The following is a 16,894-nucleotide window of genomic DNA, read 5'->3' as shown; positions in this document are numbered from 1 at the left end:
TACTCGCGACCACCCGATGACAGACCCGAACCCGAATCCGTCGCGCGTGCGCCGCGGCTTCGCCGTACTGGTGGGGCTGTTCGCCACATGGCAACTCGTTTACATCGTTGCTGCGAATTTCGTGGTGTTCGTACCGCTCCGCCCGTCCGAGCCGCCACTCGAACCGATCACCTACGGTTACCAAGCCAAAGGAACGTTCACCACGTCCGAACCGCTCCAGCGGACCGCGGAGCGTGCCAGTGAGCTACTCACGTTCTGGTCCGAAGTATCCGGGCAGGAGCAAGGATGGGCGATGTTCGCGCCGGGTACGCCACCGTACTCGGTGTTTGCGAGCACAGAATTTCAATGGGACGACGGCACCCGCGATACGCTGCTGTCGCACTACGAACCACGAACTTACATAAGCACCGCGTACCGCGCCCCACTTGTTCAGTGCCGGCACTTTCACTTTGAGTCGCAATTCGTGATTCCGGTGTGGTACGCATCCCCAGAGATAATTGCGGAACGGCCGGACCTCTGGTCCGATCTGCCGGACATCGTGCGTGCCTCGCGCCGCGAGATCCGCGCCTGGCTCGATTCGCGTTTAAAAGAGTACCTCGCCAACAACCCGCACCGCGACCGACCGCATGTGGTGATTCTGAAACACCGGTACATCACCACGCCGAATCCGGATGAACCGCACGATTCCCCGCGCACGGTGACCGAGCGCCCGTTCGCCCGGTGGTGGCCCGACACCAACGCGGTCGATGCGTTTGACGTGACGAAAATGGAGTTCGTTCCGGTGGGAGTGGCGCCGTGAGCAACGCGCGACTCGTCGGCACGCAGCCCTGGTTCCCGTGGCCGCTGTCGCGGTGGAACTGGTGGACTGAACAGGTGCCCGCCGAGCGCGTCGCTGCGCTCCGGATCGCGACGGCACTCGTGCTGCTCGTGGACATCTTTGTCGAATACCTGCCACACTTCACTGCGTTCTTCGGACCGGACGCAATTAGCCAGCGCCTCTACGACGGTCGGTTCCGTGCCGACCACATGTACTGGTCGGTTTTGCGCTGGCTCCCGGCCGAATGGGGCGGGCAAGCGCTGTTCGGCGTGTGGATCGCTTCGGCAGTTGCACTATTAATCGGCTGGCGCCCACTCGTTTCGGGGCTGATCGTATGGATCTGTGCCCTCTCCGTGTGGAACCTCAACCCGGGTCTTCACAACGGCGGCGACCGCCTGCGTCACACACTCTTTTTGATGATCGCGGTGAGTTGCTCGGGCGCGGTGTGGGGCGTTTCGTCGGTGCGCGGCAAAAACGACCCGCGCCCGGTGCTCGTTCCGGGCTGGCCGGTCAAAGTGCTCTTCGTGCAACTCGCGGTGATGTACTTCTTCTGCGGCTACTACAAGGGCATCAGCCCGTTGTGGCGGAGCGGGTTCGCGATGTACTGGACCTCGCACGACCTCGCGTGGTCCCTGTGCCCCAGCGCCGCGGACCAGTTCCCCGTGTGGCTCCACCGGCTCTCGGCCCTCGTAACGCTCGTGTGGGAACTCGGGTTCCCCGTTCTTGCTGTGCTCAAGCGCACGCGAACCGCGACGCTCGCGCTCGGCGTGCTCTTCCACGTCGGAACGTTGTTCACAATGGAAGTGGGCCATTTCGCGCTGTACTCACTCGCGTGCTACGCGGTGTTCGTCCCCTGGGAACGGCTTCGCGCCCCGACTACTTCCGAGCCGCCAAAGTAATCGCTTCCAGTAGTTCGGCCTCCTGGCGATCAAAAACGCAGCGCAAATCGAGCAGCACGCGACCGTCTTGCACGCGCGTTACCACCGCGGGCGTTCCCGTGCGCAACCGCGACGCGAATTCGGTTTCGCTCACTCCGTCCGCACTCAGTCCGAGCACGGTCGTCGGCACGCTGACGTCGGGAAGCGAACCGCCACCGACGAACGACTCGTCCTCCCACACCCCGACCGTTACCCCGGGAATCTCCCGCACCCACGCCGCGAACGCTTCACTGCGGCGCTTCAGGTCTGTGGGTGAGGTCGTCAGCATGCGCAGAACAGGCACATCGCGAATCGCCTTCGTCGGGTTGCGATAGAGCAGCAATGTCGCTTCGAGAGCAGCGAGTGTCATTTTGTCGAGCCGGAACGCGCGCATGAGCGGGTCGCGTTCGATCTGTTGAATCAGTGCCGCCTTGCCCGCGATGATGCCGCACTGCGGGCCGCCGAGGAGCTTGTCGCCGCTAAAGAGCACGAGGTCCGCACCGCACGCGGCGCTGGCCGAAACGAGTGGCTCGCCCGGTAACCCGAACGGCGTCAGGTCGATCGCTTGCCCGCTCCCCACATCGTCGATCACCAGAAGGTTGTGCTTGCGCCCGAGTTCGACGAGTTCCGCGAGTTCCACGGACTTCGTGTACCCGCGCACGCGATAATTGCTGCAATGCACCCGCATCAGGGCCGCGGTGTTCGGGTTAATCGCGCGCTCGTAGTCGCTGAGCCGGGTAATGTTCGTGGTGCCCACTTCGCGCAACGTGGCGCCGCTCGCGGCCATCACGTCTGGGATGCGGAAACTGCCGCCGATCTCGACGAGTTGCCCGCGCGAGACGACGACCTCTTTCCCCTGCGCAATCGCACGCAGCGCGATCACGGTCGCGGCCGCGCAGTTGTTCACAGCGGTCGCACTTTCCGCGCCCGTAATGGCCCTCAGCCCCGCGCGAACGTTCCCCTGTCGAGATGCGCGTTTCCCTGTGGTGAGATCGAGTTCGAGATTCAGGTACCCGCGTGCCGCTTCGTAGGCCGCGCGTGCGGCGTCTTCGTGAAGCGGAGCACGACCGAGGTTAGTGTGAAGCACGACACCGGTCGCGTTGATGACCGAACGGATTACGGGCGCAACTTGCGTATCGAGAGAAGTGAGCACATCGGCCGCGATTGCATCGACGTTGAGCGTAAGCGGTTCACCGGCCACGAGCCGGGCGCGGATCCCGTCGAGCGCAACACGAATTTGTGCGGTAATCGCTTCGGATGAATGGCGCTCGCGTGCCCCCAGCAGTGCGGGCGTGTTGAGAACTTTCGTTACAGAGGGCAGGTCGCGAAACGGGTTATCGCTCATGCGAACAGTGTACGGGCGGCGCTGGTCACGGCCCGTCACCACTGGCCGCGTTCAGTACACGAACAATTTCGTCCGGCCGGTACCCGCGCTCGATCATCGATTGTTTGAGGGCCGCGTTGCGATCGGCCACACGGAGCTTGCGCCACTGCTCGGCAATAGTTGCCACGATGAGCCACAGCGCCCCACCGCCGAAAAGGAACGTCACGAACAGCACCGCGACCAGATCCTTCGCGATCGCATCTTCGATCGACATGGGGCACCCCGGAAGTGAGTTCACCCTGCGCTTCGCTGCCCGGGAGCACAGATTTTCGCTCCCGACACAATTCTCGCCGGTTCGCGCCCGATTCGCAACACCCCACACCTACCGACTTCTCAGCCGCGGCTCCTTATGGTAGAACTGGTATTAGCGATTCAAAAAACACCACTCATCGGAAGCGGCTATGGAGATTCACCAGCTCAAATACTTCGTAGCCGTCGCCGAGACGGGCAGCTTCACGCGCGCCGCGGAGCGCGAGGACGTGACGCAGCCCACGCTCAGTGAACAGATCATGCGCCTGGAGAGCAAAAAGCACGGTCTGAACCGCCGGCTCTTCGACCGGTTGGGGCGCAAGGTCGTGCTCACCGACGCGGGACATGAACTGCTCGGGCACGCCCAGCGCATCCTCGCGGCGGTGAAGGAGGCCGAGCGCGCGGTCCGCGATTCGGCCGAGGGCGGGTCGCTCCGCGTCGGGGCGATCCCGACGATCGCGCCGTTCCTGCTCCCCTCCACGGTCACGCGGTTCCGCAAGGACCATCCGGCCGTGCAACTTCAGTTGAAAGAAGACCTCACGGAGCGCCTGCTCGCGGACCTGCTCGCGGGCGAACTCGACGTCGCGCTCATGGCAATGCCGATCCGCGACGACCGGCTGCACGTCGAAAAGCTGTTCGCCGAGCCGCTCGTGATGGCGCTCCCGGCCAAGCACCGGCTCGCGTCGAAGACGGAAGTTCGGCTCGCCGACGTGCTCGAGGAACCGTTCATCCTGCTCGACGACATGCACTGCTTCGGCGACCAGGTGTTGAGCCTGTGTCACCGCGGGGGCCTGGAACCCCGCGTGGTTTGCCGCGGGGAGCAAATCGTTACGCTGCTGGCAATGGTCGCGGCCGGTCAGGGAGTGTCGATCGTTCCCGAAATGGCCGCGACCGCGGATACGAGCAAACAGTGCGTATACCGACCGCTCGGCAAGCCGATCCCAACGAGAACCCTGTGCGCCGTCTGGCACAAGCAGCGGTTCCGCCCGCCATCACTCCGCGCGCTCGTGGATGTGACGAAGCGCTGAAGTGTTTCGGGTGAACCCCGCCCGCGAGGGCGGTGGGTGAAAGTGTGACCGAACCCTGCCCACAAGGGCGGCGGGCGATGTCAGTGTGCCCCAACCCGCCGCCCTTGCGGGCGGGGTTCACCTGGACGGCGTCACACGGGCAGCACGAAGCGCTGGAGGAACTTCACGCCGTTGGCCACGTCCGCGAGCTTGTGTTCGCCCTGTTCGCGTTCGACCGTCAGGAAGCCGTCGAACTCCAGCACCTGGAGCGTGGCAGTCAGGGCCATCCAGTCGATGTCGCCGGCACCGAGCGGGACTTCCTGCAACCCGCGACTCACGCCGGCCGAACGCGCGTCGCGGGCGTGAACGTGCGAAACCAGACCTTCGAGTGGCATCAGGTTCGCGAGCGGGTCGTGCCCGTGGAGCAGGAAGTTCGCGGGGTCGTAGGTCACCTTCAGGCTACCCACATCGAACCCGGCGAGGTACTCCCTCACCTTCTCGGCCGGATCATACCCAATTTCCAGCGCGACGAAGCTCCCGACGCGGTCCCCGTACCCGCCGAGTGCCAGGAGCGATTCGCGCATGAGTTGCGCGCGGGGCGCGGCCGCATCTTCGGGCAATTTGGGGCACGCGACAACGACCCGGCGCGCGCCGAGATCGAACCCGAGCTGCATCGTTTTGCGCACGCGCTCCAGGCGCGGCTGAAGATCAGCGGCCACGTCCAGTCCGCGTCGCACCGGAACGTTTAGCGCCGCGAGTTCGAGGTCGAACGATCGGAGCAGGTTGCGGAACTCGCGCCGACCGGTCGCACCCAGCGCGTCCGGCGCGAGATCGCCGGTGGCGTCCACCTGAATGCCGCGTGCGCCCATTCGCGCCGCGGATTCGATCGCCTGGCGCAGCGACAACTGCATGGACTCAACAACGATCCCGATTTTCAGAGGCTTCATGGTCACAATCTTTGGCGCACGGCCGCGCTCGCACCAGTCAGCGTGAAGCGCGAAGATAGAAAGCGGTCAGCCCAGAGCGGCTTCCGCGGTCAATTCTATCACGTCCGGTGGCGGCGCGAGGAAGTGCGAGATCGGCTTCACGAGTGCGCGAAAATCGTCAGTCGAGAGGTGTACCGTTCCCCAGCGCGGGCTGCGGGTGCGCATGTGGGCGCGGTAATCCGTCACAAACACGCCGCGCAACAAATACACGCGCCCGCGGAAGACGAAAACGTCCGGCGTGCCCGCCGGCAACTCGATGTGAAGAGCCAGATCGTACACGAACGCGAGCACGCCGCAGAACCCGTCGCCGAACTTTCCCTGCCAGCGGATCAGGCTCTCCACGTCTTCGCGTTCGCACCAGTTCTGCCAGATGTTGCGCGACTTCCCGCCCTTCCCCACACCGGGAAACTTCCGGCCCTTCACGTCCACAACGAGCTTCGCGGCACATGGGCCGACCACAATGAAGTCCGGCGATTTCACCTCACTCACATCGATGTAACTCCGGCGCGCCTCCACCACGGGAACGACTGCGGCCCCGCACTGGCGCAGGTACGCATCGAACGCCACCTCGTAGTGGTTGTCGGACTTCATGGGCGCGTCCGAGGGTCACACCTGTTGCTTGATGCGCTCGACCAGTTCCGCTTCCGGCACCGCGGCTTCTTCGCGTTTCGCCAGATCCTTGACCTTCCACACGCCCTGCTCGAATTCGGCGGGACCAGCGACCACCGCGAGCTTGAATCCGCGCTTCTCGGCGTAGGCGAACTGCGTCCCGATCTTCTTCGTTGTGTCGGGGTACACTTCGACGTTTACGCACGCGGCTCGGAGCGCACGAGCGATGCGCTGGTAGTCGCCCAGACGGGTCGCGTCGAAGTTCACGATCAGCACTTGAGCCGGTGTGGTTTGCCCCGTGAGGAGCGGATGTTTCAGTTCTTCCATCGCGGCGATAAGCCGGTCCACGCCAAGCGACGCCCCCACCCCGGGAAGCACTTGCTTCGTGTACTTGCTCGCGAGGTTGTCGTACCGACCGCCGCTACACACGCTGCCAATGCCCGGCAGATCGGTCAGGAACGTTTCGTAAATGGTGCCGGTGTAGTAATCCAGTCCGCGCGCGATGCTCAAATCGATCTTGATACGCTCTTCGGGAACCCTAGCCTTTGCCGTAACCTCAATAAGTTGCAACAAATCCCGCACACCCTCCCTGACGAGATTATTTTCACCATATCGGTCGAGAAGGGTGCCAAGCAACTCTGTGTTCGTGCCTGCAAGTGACACAAATTCGAGGACGGCGTCCGCTTGGTTCGGCGACAATCCTACGCCCGTCATGCGATTGGCCAGTTCGCCGGCGGCCCAGTTGTCTAATTGCTGGTAAGCCTTTCGCTTTGCTATCGCCACATGCTGATCACTTAGTGTCAAAGCTGACGGCCCTTGTTCTCTGAGAATCTGTGATCGAATTTCAGTAATTTCCGAATCGTTACTTGAATCCTGTCGAATACGAGCCTTCCAACTCTTTCCCAAAAGCTGGAGGAGGATGCTCGGCAATTCCGAAGTCACATGGGCTGCACCGGCGGAGATTAGCTCCTGAGTGAGAGGTTCCAAAATCGAGCGGTGGATTTGTTTTATTTGCTCAAGATTCGCAGGAATTGGAACTTGATTTAGTAGTTCCTGGAGTTTCGCAACAAATGGCGCCACCAGTTCTCGGCGAACTCCGATCAATTCTTGTTTGACGGTTTCCGGTCCAACTTTAGGCAACTTATCCACAGCCCGAAGGATTGGAGCCACCTCTTGCCCAAGCCCATTCTCATTCAGCACGCCATTTAGCAGTTTCCGGTTGTTGATGCGGATCTCGAACTTGTCGAAGCCGATCGCGGTGAACAGGTCATTGATGACGAGGGCCGTTTCGATGTCGGCAGCGTTAGATGTGGTGCCGATCGTGTCGAAGTCGCACTGCCAGAATTCGCGATACCGCCCCTGCCCCGGGCGCTCACCGCGCCACACCGGTCCCATCGCGTATCGCTTGAAGGGTGTGCCGAGTTCGTTGATGTACTGCGCACTGAACCGGGCGAACGGCACAGTGAGGTCGAACCGCAGCCCCATCTCCGCTTTGTCGCCACGGGCGCTCAGCACGCGGTACACGAGCTTGTCGGACTCATCGCCCCCCTTACCCAGCAGCACATCGAGTGACTCGCACGCGGGCGTATCGATGGGAGTGAAGCCGTAGGAGCGGTACACCTCGCGGGCACGGCGCAGCACCTCTTCTCGCGCGAGCATGACCGCCGGCAGGTAATCACGGAACCCGGACAGCGTTCGGGGGGTAATCAGGGACATTATTTCTCGTCTTCCTTTTCACCCGACGGGTGAGATTCCTCAGCCCAGGGCAACGCCCTGGGTGGGTATCAGTACCGGTGCCAATTACGCGCACCGACAACGAACCGCCTGCGTTACCCACTGCTCCCCAGGGCGTTGCCCTGGGCTGAGGAATCCTACCCCGCCGGGGTAAAATCCAAACTCTTGTTTTACGACGTATTCCGCTTCCGGGCGCTGACACGCTTGAGGAACTGGCGCTCCTCGTCGGTGAGTGATCCCTGGCCGCTGCGGGCGATCTTTTCGAGGAGCAGGTCCATGCGCTCCTCGTCGCGCTGTTTCGCCTCCGTTTCGCGTGCGACCCGGCGTGCCTTGCGCGCCTGCAACCACCGGGTCACCGGTCCCGGGCGCTTCGGTTGCGGGGGCGGTTCGTCGTCCCTCTCCAGGCTCGTGTAGCCCGCCGAGAAATCGTACCCGAACGGCCCGTCCTCCGTATCCAACTGCATCAGCTTTATCGAAGCAGAATACAGCATGAAGAGCGCGAGCCCCATGAACAGCGACTCGTTCCACGCAATCGACACGATCAGGAACACGATCGAAACCGTGATCCCGGTGTACGCAGCAACGACAACGCCGCGCCGGTAGTCGGTTCGCGCCCAAACGAGTGATTGAAGCAATTGCCCGCCGTCGAGCGGGTAGGCCGGGAGCATGTTAAACAGGAACAAGAGCCAACTGAGCCAGAAGATACGGTAAGCCCACACCACCCACACCGGAAGCACGGCCCGTTCGTAGCCCATCTCCTGCACGGCTTCCGTGAACTTGGCCGTATCGCTGGGTTTGGGGAACGAACCCTTCCCGTGTGCGGTCTCGTACTCTTCCTGCTTCTTCGTGAACTCCTTCAGCGTCGGCTCCTCGGCGGTGCCGGTTTTGTAGAGCTTCACCTTGTACGAACTGGTGTAAATCCGGCTGTCGCGTAGCTTGGCTGCCTCAACGCGGTGCGGGTCGATTGTCGGGTCGAGTGTTGGAACGAACCCGGCAGCGAGTATCCCACCCGCACACACGAGGCAGATGAGTACGTTCACTCCAGGGCCGGCTGCAACCGTGGTAAACAGCGGCTTCCACCGGTGCGGGATCTCCGTGAACGCCAACCCACCGAGCGGCCAAATCAAGATCTCCCGTGCATCGCCCCCGACGTACCGTGCCCCGAAGCAGTGACCGAATTCGTGTAACAGAATGATTCCGAACAGCGCCACAACGGTGAGCAGGAACTTGTCGCCCCACCACACGTTGTCGTACTGCGTTAGTTGCATCTGCCGGAAGAACAGACCGAGTGTGACAATGAAAAAGAAGACGTGGACTCGGACCTGGATACCGAACAGCCGGAACAGCGGGATCGACCAACTCATCGGATCGCGCATCGGACGGACTCACTCACGCGCCGCGAACGGGTTGTCGGCGGACAACTGTTAATCTACCATCTTACACGTTACCAGTTCCAGAGTTCCGCGCTGCAAGTTCCGGACTCGGGGCCGCAAAAGGACGGGTTCTCCGCGGTATTTCGGCCCCTGCTCTGTAACTTGACCCGGTCCCAATAGAGGACTCCCATGTCCGTTGAAACCGTTCACGTCGGCCGGCGCATCCGCGTTGAAGTGAACACACTTACCACGGCCGACGGTAAGACGATCCGTCGCGACGCGATCCGGCACCCCGGCGCGGTCGTCATTCTGCCGATTCTGGACGCCGAGCACGTGGTACTGCTGCGCAATTTCCGATTCGTGATCGGTGAGACGCTCTGGGAAGCGCCCGCGGGCACAGTGGAACCGAATGAAGCACTCGAAGTGTGCGCGAAACGGGAGCTGCTCGAAGAAACAGGCTATCAAGCAGCGAAGTGGCGGAGCCTCGGCTACATGTACGCTTCGCCCGGTGTCATGGACGAGAAACTGCACCTATTCGTGGCCGAAGAACTGACCCCCGGTACGGCCCGCCCGGAACCGGACGAGCAGCTCGAACCGGTCACCGTGCGCCTCGATGAAGCCATCCGCATGTGCTTGGACGGCACCATCCGCGACGCGAAGACTATTACTTCGCTCTTGCTGTGGGAACGGCTTCTTTCAAGTCATAAGTCGTAAGTTCTCACACAACAAGGCCGTCGAATTCTCGGCAGCCCCACCCGCTCGTTGACACCTTCCAGTTGGTCACATCTTTGGGGTTGACGGCGGTGTTTGTCGTGATCTCTTCAAGATGCCCGTAGTTTCGACCGATTGGATCGCGATCCCAACCGCGATCCCCGCTTCCGAGTGCAAAATTCCCACACAAGATCATTCGACGGAAGATCAGCCCCAGCAGTCACTTGCTACGTCAACACCAAAAATGTGATCAACTGGAAGCGTTTACACTCGCGGTTCGCCCGAGCCTCTTGGCACACCACGAGTGTCAACGAGCGGGTGGAGTCCCTCGGACCCGCGACTCACTTCGCATCTACTGTGTTGACGGTCTTACCGTTCTCGATGAACGTGACCTTCTTCGCGCCCTCTTTCGGGACACTCACGATGAGCGGGCTGGCGAAGGTCGCGGTACCCGCCGGCCCACTTTCCGCCTTGTACTGCACGTACAGGGTGCCGTCCTTGTCGAGCGTCACGGCCTCGATCTTGTACGTCGTAATGGCGGGTCCGCGTTTGATAACGGCCGCGACGAACTGCTTGTCGAACGCATCGGGCGCGAGCAGCACCGGTTTCTTCCCGCCCCTCAGCGGCGGACGGGCCGCGAACACCTTCTCGAACCCGTCCTTGCTCGTGAGTGCGGTGTACGTCGCGTCGCCCTTCAGCCCGGAGTTGTTCTTCTCGAAGTACGCATCGTACACCGTGTGCGCGGCCTTCTCGCCCTTGGCCTCGTCCGCGGCGCGAGCTACGACCGGAAACGCCATCAGTCCAACAGCGATCAGCGCGAAACGGGTCATGAGAACCTCTCGTGCGGTCAGTTGGGTAACGGATTGGGCGCCTGGAACGTTTCGGGCGGCTCGGCCTTCGACACAACGACAACGCCCGCGTCGGTTACAGTGAACCCGCGGCGCCGGTCGAACTCGGTGTCGTAACCGAGGACCGTGTACGGCGGGAGTTTCACGTCCTTATCGATGATCGCCTTGCGCACGCGACAGTAGCGCCCCACGTCCACACCGTCGAGCAGGATCGAATCCTCCACCACCGCGTAGCTGTTCACCCGCACGCGGGGCGAAAGGATGCTGCGCCGGACATGTCCCCCTGAAACGATGCTCCCCGCACACACAATGCTATCCAGGGCTTCCCCGCGGCGCGCGTGACCGGCCGGTCCCTCGCCGGTGAACACGAACTTCGGCGGCGGCAACTGCGGCTGGACCGTGCGAATGGGCCACGTCGCGTCGTACATGTTCAGCACTGGCTCGACCGCGACCAAGTCCATATTCGCCTGGTAGTACGCATCCAGAGTACCCACGTCGCGCCAGTACGGAACGGCCTTTCGGTTCTGGTCGAGGAACCGGTGCGCGATCACCTTGTGACCGGCCTCGATCATGTACGGAATGATGTTCTTGCCGAAATCGTGAGACGTTCCGGTCTTCGCCGCGTCCTGACACAGCAGTTCAAACAGTAACCGCGTTTTGAAGACGTAAATGCCCATTGATCCCAGTGCGTGGTGCGAGTCGCCGGGCATCGAGTCCGCGGTCTTGGGCTTCTCCAGGAAGTTCACCACGCGGTCATCGGCCGCGGCCTGCATGATGCCGAAGTGCCGGACCTCGTCGAGCGGCACCGGGATGCACCCGATGGTCACGTCCGCCTTGCGGTCGATGTGGGCACGGATCATGTGCCCGTAGTCCATCTTGTAAATGTGGTCGCCCGCGAGGATCAGGACGTGTTCCGCGTTCTCGCGTTCGAGCGAATAAATATTCTGGTAGATCGCGTCCGCGGTGCCCTTGTACCACGTCTCGTCGATGCGCTGCTGCGGCGGCAGAACCTCGACCGACTCGCCCAGTTCGGAACTGAGGAAACTCCACCCGTGGCGGATGTGGCGGTCCAGGCTGCGCGACTTGAACTGCGTGAGCACGAGCACGCGGCGCAGCCCGCTGTTGATGCAGTTCGACAGGGTGAAGTCGATAATGCGGTACAGCCCGCCGAACGGCACGGCCGGCTTCGCGCGGTCGCGTGTAAGTGGTTCAAGCCTCGTTCCCCTGCCCCCGGCCAAGATCACAGTGACAACGCCGCGCATGACCACCCCCGGAACAACGACCGTGCTCATTCTGCTCCACGCGACCCGCGGGGAAAAGAGGGATTAGGTGAGAAGGGGCGAAAGGAAGAGCGATTTAGACGAGAATGTGTTAAAGTGTGCGGGGTTCGGGGCGCGGAGACCAGTCTCCGCGCCCCGAACCCCGCACACTCCGCCGGGAATTACCTGTCGGTCAAACTCTTCTCGAACATGATAAGATTGTCACCGCGGTCGGCGTCCCAGTGGAGACCGACGATGTCGTACCCGAGTTCGATGGCGAGGTGGAGCATGGGCCGGTGGGTGTTGTGGCACTCCAGCCGGATCGTTTCGTAGTGGTGCTGCGCGGCCCAGCTCTGTGCGGCTTCCATCAATTGGGAGCCGATCCCCATGCGCCGCACGTCGGGCATCACGCCGTAGAACCACGCGAAGAACGTGTCGGGCTTCAACTCGAACCCGAGGAAGAACCCGGCCGGTTTGTCCTTCACGCGGGCCACGAGCTGTAAAATGTTGTGGCGCCCCATGTACCGCCGACGGAACGACTCGATCGTCTTCGTGGGGCGGAAAATCTGGTTGTACATGTCGATGATGAGTGGCAGCTCGTCCACGCCCACAACATCGATGATCGCGTCCGCCATATCAGCTCCCAGTTTCCGGTTCCCGGCTCCCGCTCCGGATCTTCACTTTGCTCCGGAGCGCGAAACAGAGACTTATCCGGGGCGGTACAAGCCGCTCACGATGCTGTCCCAGGACGGCACGTTCCAGGTCGCGATCAGTTCGCGGAGCACCTCGTTGGCCGTGTCTTCTTCGGCCGCCAGCGGCGCCGGCTCGGTTTCAAAGTCTTCCACTTCTTCCCCCGCGGGTGCGTCATAATCATCGTTCGATGAAACCACTTCGGCGGTTTCGTCACTCTCGTCGCCCGACTCGCCGTTTTCTTCGCTCGCGGCGCCGGCAACGGGGGCCGCGGCATCGCCCGCCCCACCCTTACGACGACGGCGACGGCGGCGGCGACGTTTGCGCCCGGTGCCGGGCGCCGCATCACCGTCGGCGCCGTCACCGCCCGGTGCGTCATCGGCGTCGTCGAATTCCTCCGCGCCTTCGGACTCAGCACCTTCGGGCGCGGCATCATCCGCGAGCGGTTCGGTTGCTTCGGCACGGTCTTCGCGGTCCGCGGGTGCCGGTGCGGACGGCTTGTCCAGCGCGAACTCGCGTGCGAGATCGGCCCAGTCGTCGTTGTTATCGAGAGGGTCAGTCATTTGTGTGTGTTTCTGGTGCCGGTGGCCGCGGCGTCGCATCGGGCGCGGCTCACGGATCGAGAGAGGCGAACCGTGGTTTATTTATCTTATCGCGCGTGCGCAACACCGGAAACGTCAGCGGGCGTTACGACCCATGTTCGGGCCGGGCGCGCGAGGCTCACGTCCACCACTTGGTCGCCCGGATCGGCCCCGAACCCCTCAACGAGCGCCGGGGCCGGGTCGCCGTCCGGCAGCTCGTCTCGCGGAACCAGAAACACGTCCTCGGCCCATCCCGTGGCGCTGGCGAGTTGCCCGGCAATCGCATCCCACGCATCCGCGGGTAGCGGCAGACCCGGGAGTAACTTTGTGAACAGATCGCCAACGGCTCGTTCGAGGCACTCGCGCGGCGGGAGCAAATAGAACGTGGCCATAACGGTAACCCTCGCAGGTGTGGCGATTGGGGTTATCGGGCCGCGCGACCAGGGGACACGAAAGCTAATGAATATAGTGAATGTAGCGACTAAATCGTCGCACGGAACAATCGTCAAAATCCTCTTATTCCACCCATCATACCAGACGGGTTCGTGTAGATGTTGATCGAGATTGGAAGCTTGAGAGTGTCACTTAACTCGCGGCGGGTTCGTTCGCAGCTTCGACCATGTGGAACGTGAGGCGGCGGTTGCAGAGCGTAATCTGGTCGCCGGATTGAAGCTTTTGAGGCTGGGGGATCTTTTTGCCGTTCAGAAGTGTGCCGTTCTTGGAGGCGACGTCGTGCAGTTCACACCGAAGGTCCGAGTGAATCAGCACCGCACAGTGGCGCCGGGACACGCACTCGTCCCGCACCACAACGTCGTTATCGGGTAGCCTACCGATGCTATTCATCCCGAGGTGCAGCGGGTAAACGTTGGTGCCGTCTTTGAGATAGAAGGTAAAGCGCCCCGCAATCCCGCTCCTGCCCGCACCTCCAACCGGTGCTGCGAGAGTCGAAACGACTAGAGCCGCGTCGTCGAGCACGCGGACGTTGCCGGCCATCGTTTGGCTGCCACAAGCCGCCTGGAGTTTCTCGCGCGCAGAACGGAACGTGTCCCGCCTGGACTGACCTTCCAAGTGCAAGCTGTGAAGCCGGGGATCTGACATGCCCGCCTCCTGGCGGCCCGACCAGAAACGGTGTAGGTGCCGTTTCTAACAGTAGTATCGGCAACAACCCGTGCCCGCCAACACTGTGTTGGCAAGAAATTGTAAGCCTCTCTAGCACCTGTACGTGTCGAGTGTGCCCGTTTTTTCTCGTGCAAGTAAAAAACGGACACAATCCAATCATTACTCCGCAATAATTTCACGTTCCGCGCGATTTATATATTCGCTGTCGTAATTTCCAGGATCTTAAACTTGATGGTGCCACTGGGCACTTGAATTTTGACCGTGTCGCCCTTTTTCCGACCGATCAGCCCCTGCCCAATGGGGCTCGTGGTCAAGATGCGCCCCTTATCGGGATTCTCTTGGCCCGGCCCGACGAGTTCAAACGTCTCTTCTTCGTCGACGTCGAGGTCCATGACCTTCACCTTGCTCCCGAAGGCGATCGTGTCTTTGGGGAGCAGCGCGGTGTCGACGATGGTCGCGCGAGAGAGGCGGTCGGACAGGTCGTTGATTCGGGCTTGGAGGATCCCCTGGTCCTCGCGCGCGGCGTGGTACTCGGCGTTCTCGCTCAAATCGCCCATCTCGCGCGCCGTGGCGACGCGCTTGGTGATCTCGATCATCTCCGCACCGCGAAGGCGATCCAACTCGACCTTGAGTTTGTCGTAGCCTTCCCGCGTCATGGGGATGCGGTCGTCGGTCATGGCCGAGCGCTCCTGGTCTGTCGGTCCGGCACGGCTGAGGGGTGCGGACGGGAACACAAAAAATCATCCCGCCCCGGCCGGCGGTTGTAAAGGGCGGTCTCGATTCGGAAGAGCAAAGTGTCCGGTGCTGAAAGAAAAGTTCGGTAGTTGTGTCGCTTATCGGTTCGCGGCACTCAGCACTCGGCACTCGAAACTTCCGGGTGGCCGGAAACGGTCCGGCGGTCGCCAGCCCTGAATGCTATGGCGACCGCCGTGTGAACGCAACGTGATGATATTATACGTCGTCGGGCACGGCGCGCAGAAGAATCCGGCGAAAAGGGCGATCCGGGACGGGCCACCCCCATGCCGTCCACTCCCCGACGCGCGCGCGGTGCGGGAGATCGAGCTCCGTGACCCGGTCCACGCACTCTTGTTCGGCCGCTTCGAGCTTGCGCGGGGCCGGCGCCCGGTTCCCGCGACGGCTCGCCACAACCCCGTCGTCCACCACCGCGATAACGCACGGGGCGTCCAGATCGAGCAACCGCGCCGCGACCATTTCCATACTCGCGGTGGAGAAGACCTGTTTGAGAGCCGGGACGTCGTACTTGCAATCCCGGAGCGCGGCCCGGAGCAGGCGCGAGGGGATCAGCACGCGGGGAACGACCAGCCCGCGCACGTGCGTCTGGAACTGTTTACTCTCGCTCCCGAGGGGCACGCTGAGTTTGCGGAAGATCTCTGGCATTAGGAGCAGCGCGATTCCGCCGGCCGCCGCGCGCTGTTGTTGTTCGTCGCTCATGTCGGTGGTGAGCGTGATCCCGTTCCCGGCCGGGCGCGAGCGCGGCCGGCGCCGACCGGACTCGTCTTCCTCCGCCGGCTCGACGAACTGAACCGGGATGCCCAGATGGTGCTCGGCGAGCGCGAGCGCGTTGACCGGCCCCGCGGTCACGCCAGCGCGTTCGATCAACCCCGCGATGAGGCGATCGATGGTTTCGACCAGTTCTTCTTGCGAGAAATCCATCCCAGAAATGTAAACACAAACCACCCGAATGGGAAAGTCAGAATTACCGCCCGCGGCACTCGTTTAAGGGTCTTCAAGTGACCACGCTTGGCCGAACGGTGCGCTCGGATCGGGTTCGGCACGCAGCACGCGCCCGTCGGTCACCCCGCCACTCAAGCCGAGGACCATCGGGATCGTGAGCACCCCGTTGTCGTGCGTCAATTGAGCAACGACGCGCAGGTCCATCGTGCGGTGCGAGTAATCGGTCAGTTGGACCGCAAGTTCACCGAGTTCATACGGAAATGTACCCCCACCCAGCGACACCGAGCGTTGAACGTGCGACATCGCTGAATCGAACGGCAGAGGCGTCACCGCGCCCGGATAGAAGTGGCGCCAAATGTATTCGGGAATCACCGTTAGGTGGGAGCCGGTGTCTACGATGCACTCCGGAAGCCCGGCTCTGGCAGAAGCCGGACCACCCGGGCGCACGTGCGCGATCAAACTCACCAAAGCACGAAGTCGGAGAGCGGGAATCGAATCGCGTTGCCCACCGGGTCGAACGAATCGAAAGACCGTGTTGTTGGCGGCGGGCATCAGATAGAGGCGGACGCGGGCCACATCCGTTCTCCGACGTTAGTAGCGAAACCGAACCGTTTCCTCATCGGTCGGCACGTACCGGAGTAGGAGCCGATTGAATGGTATGGCATCACTTTTTGTATTCAATCGGCGCGCGAGTTCGTCAAAGTCGCTGTCGGCATCAACGATCTGTTCGCCGAAAATAGCAACGTGCTTCCCACGGTACTGCAAGATGAGCTCCCGCGGGGCCACCGTGTGGTACCAGAAATCCGACGCGACCAAGGCATGGAGATCCGCCTCGCTCCAACCGGTCGGGGCCGGCGGCGCGATCGTGGGTGTTGGTGAGTTCGGAGTAGGCACGGCGTCTCCTCGTCTGGGCGT

20 protein-coding genes are annotated in these 16,894 nt (G+C 62.3%); 4 read left to right on the top strand and 16 right to left on the bottom strand.

Annotated features, from left to right (window positions below):
• Positions 1 to 16 precede the first annotated feature (16 nt).
• Positions 17 to 799 carry a hypothetical protein gene (locus VT84_RS07920; RefSeq protein ID WP_082839150.1) on the top strand — a complete coding sequence of 261 codons (783 nt, stop codon included), beginning with the start codon at positions 17 to 19 and terminating at the stop codon, positions 797 to 799.
• A complete protein-coding gene (locus VT84_RS07915; RefSeq protein WP_082839149.1) occupies positions 796 to 1,716 on the top strand; it encodes an HTTM domain-containing protein in 921 nt (306 codons plus the stop codon). The genes VT84_RS07920 and VT84_RS07915 overlap by 4 nt, the downstream gene beginning before the upstream one ends.
• On the opposite strand, the gene selA is transcribed toward VT84_RS07915, so the two are convergent.
• Complete coding sequence (gene selA, locus VT84_RS07910; protein ID WP_052559731.1) at positions 1,694 to 3,079, bottom strand: L-seryl-tRNA(Sec) selenium transferase; 1,386 nt, start codon at positions 3,077 to 3,079, stop codon at positions 1,694 to 1,696. The genes VT84_RS07915 and selA overlap by 23 nt on opposite strands.
• A gap of 25 nt (positions 3,080 to 3,104) precedes the next feature.
• Positions 3,105 to 3,332 carry a hypothetical protein gene (locus tag VT84_RS07905; RefSeq protein WP_052559452.1) on the bottom strand — a complete coding sequence of 76 codons (228 nt, stop codon included), beginning with the start codon at positions 3,330 to 3,332 and terminating at the stop codon, positions 3,105 to 3,107.
• Positions 3,333 to 3,519: 187 nt separating this feature from the next.
• Between VT84_RS07905 and VT84_RS07900 the strand changes: the two genes are divergently transcribed.
• Positions 3,520 to 4,395, top strand: coding sequence for a LysR family transcriptional regulator (locus tag VT84_RS07900; RefSeq protein ID WP_082839148.1), 876 nt, complete (start codon positions 3,520 to 3,522; stop codon positions 4,393 to 4,395).
• A gap of 131 nt (positions 4,396 to 4,526) precedes the next feature.
• On the opposite strand, the gene VT84_RS07895 is transcribed toward VT84_RS07900, so the two are convergent.
• The 4 genes from VT84_RS07895 to VT84_RS07875 form a co-directional block, all read right to left on the bottom strand.
• Positions 4,527 to 5,321, bottom strand: coding sequence for a sugar phosphate isomerase/epimerase family protein (locus tag VT84_RS07895; RefSeq protein ID WP_082839147.1), 795 nt, complete (start codon positions 5,319 to 5,321; stop codon positions 4,527 to 4,529).
• A gap of 66 nt (positions 5,322 to 5,387) precedes the next feature.
• Complete coding sequence (locus tag VT84_RS07890) at positions 5,388 to 5,951, bottom strand: HYExAFE family protein (RefSeq protein WP_082839146.1); 564 nt, start codon at positions 5,949 to 5,951, stop codon at positions 5,388 to 5,390.
• Positions 5,952 to 5,966: 15 nt separating this feature from the next.
• Positions 5,967 to 7,685, bottom strand: coding sequence for a histidine--tRNA ligase (locus tag VT84_RS40630; protein ID WP_255359535.1), 1,719 nt, complete (start codon positions 7,683 to 7,685; stop codon positions 5,967 to 5,969).
• A gap of 188 nt (positions 7,686 to 7,873) precedes the next feature.
• On the bottom strand, positions 7,874 to 9,079 hold the full coding sequence (locus VT84_RS07875; protein WP_082839145.1) for a site-2 protease family protein: 1,206 nt from the start codon (positions 9,077 to 9,079) through the stop codon (positions 7,874 to 7,876).
• Positions 9,080 to 9,265: 186 nt separating this feature from the next.
• Between VT84_RS07875 and VT84_RS07870 the strand changes: the two genes are divergently transcribed.
• Positions 9,266 to 9,790 (top strand): NUDIX hydrolase, encoded by a 525-nt coding sequence (locus VT84_RS07870; RefSeq protein ID WP_082839144.1) that lies wholly within the window; start codon positions 9,266 to 9,268, stop codon positions 9,788 to 9,790.
• Positions 9,791 to 10,128: 338 nt separating this feature from the next.
• Here VT84_RS07870 and VT84_RS07865 read toward each other — a convergent pair whose 3' ends face one another.
• The 10 genes from VT84_RS07865 to VT84_RS07820 all read right to left on the bottom strand — a co-directional run bounded on the left by VT84_RS07865 (position 10,129) and on the right by VT84_RS07820 (position 16,873).
• The gene (locus VT84_RS07865; protein ID WP_082839143.1) at positions 10,129 to 10,617 is read right to left on the bottom strand and encodes a hypothetical protein; all 489 of its coding nucleotides are present in this window, start codon (positions 10,615 to 10,617) and stop codon (positions 10,129 to 10,131) included.
• A 17-nt stretch (positions 10,618 to 10,634) separates the two neighbouring features.
• The gene (glgC, locus tag VT84_RS07860; RefSeq protein ID WP_204249805.1) at positions 10,635 to 11,897 is read right to left on the bottom strand and encodes a glucose-1-phosphate adenylyltransferase; all 1,263 of its coding nucleotides are present in this window, start codon (positions 11,895 to 11,897) and stop codon (positions 10,635 to 10,637) included.
• 179 nt (positions 11,898 to 12,076) lie between these two features.
• Positions 12,077 to 12,529, bottom strand: coding sequence for a GNAT family N-acetyltransferase (locus tag VT84_RS07855; RefSeq protein ID WP_052559440.1), 453 nt, complete (start codon positions 12,527 to 12,529; stop codon positions 12,077 to 12,079).
• A gap of 72 nt (positions 12,530 to 12,601) precedes the next feature.
• Positions 12,602 to 13,147 carry a hypothetical protein gene (locus tag VT84_RS07850; protein ID WP_157469308.1) on the bottom strand — a complete coding sequence of 182 codons (546 nt, stop codon included), beginning with the start codon at positions 13,145 to 13,147 and terminating at the stop codon, positions 12,602 to 12,604.
• Positions 13,148 to 13,233: 86 nt separating this feature from the next.
• Positions 13,234 to 13,557, bottom strand: a complete 324-nt coding sequence (locus VT84_RS07845) for a hypothetical protein (protein ID WP_052559436.1) — start codon at positions 13,555 to 13,557, stop codon at positions 13,234 to 13,236.
• Between the two features lie 193 nt (positions 13,558 to 13,750).
• A complete protein-coding gene (locus VT84_RS07840) occupies positions 13,751 to 14,263 on the bottom strand; it encodes an FHA domain-containing protein (protein ID WP_082839141.1) in 513 nt (170 codons plus the stop codon).
• A 212-nt stretch (positions 14,264 to 14,475) separates the two neighbouring features.
• Entirely contained in the window at positions 14,476 to 14,961 is a 486-nt protein-coding gene (gene greA / locus VT84_RS07835; protein WP_052559432.1) for a transcription elongation factor GreA, read from the bottom strand.
• A gap of 274 nt (positions 14,962 to 15,235) precedes the next feature.
• Complete coding sequence (locus tag VT84_RS07830) at positions 15,236 to 15,958, bottom strand: hypothetical protein (protein ID WP_082839140.1); 723 nt, start codon at positions 15,956 to 15,958, stop codon at positions 15,236 to 15,238.
• Positions 15,959 to 16,021: 63 nt separating this feature from the next.
• Positions 16,022 to 16,282, bottom strand: coding sequence for a hypothetical protein (locus tag VT84_RS38265; protein ID WP_157469306.1), 261 nt, complete (start codon positions 16,280 to 16,282; stop codon positions 16,022 to 16,024).
• 288 nt (positions 16,283 to 16,570) lie between these two features.
• Positions 16,571 to 16,873 carry a DUF5678 domain-containing protein gene (locus tag VT84_RS07820; protein ID WP_157469304.1) on the bottom strand — a complete coding sequence of 101 codons (303 nt, stop codon included), beginning with the start codon at positions 16,871 to 16,873 and terminating at the stop codon, positions 16,571 to 16,573.
• Between the last annotated feature and the right edge of the window lie 21 nt (positions 16,874 to 16,894).

Source organism: Gemmata sp. SH-PL17, assembly GCF_001610855.1.
In the GTDB taxonomy this organism is placed as follows: Bacteria; Planctomycetota; Planctomycetia; order Gemmatales; family Gemmataceae; genus Gemmata; species Gemmata massiliana.
This window is presented reverse-complemented; position numbering and strand designations above follow the sequence as displayed.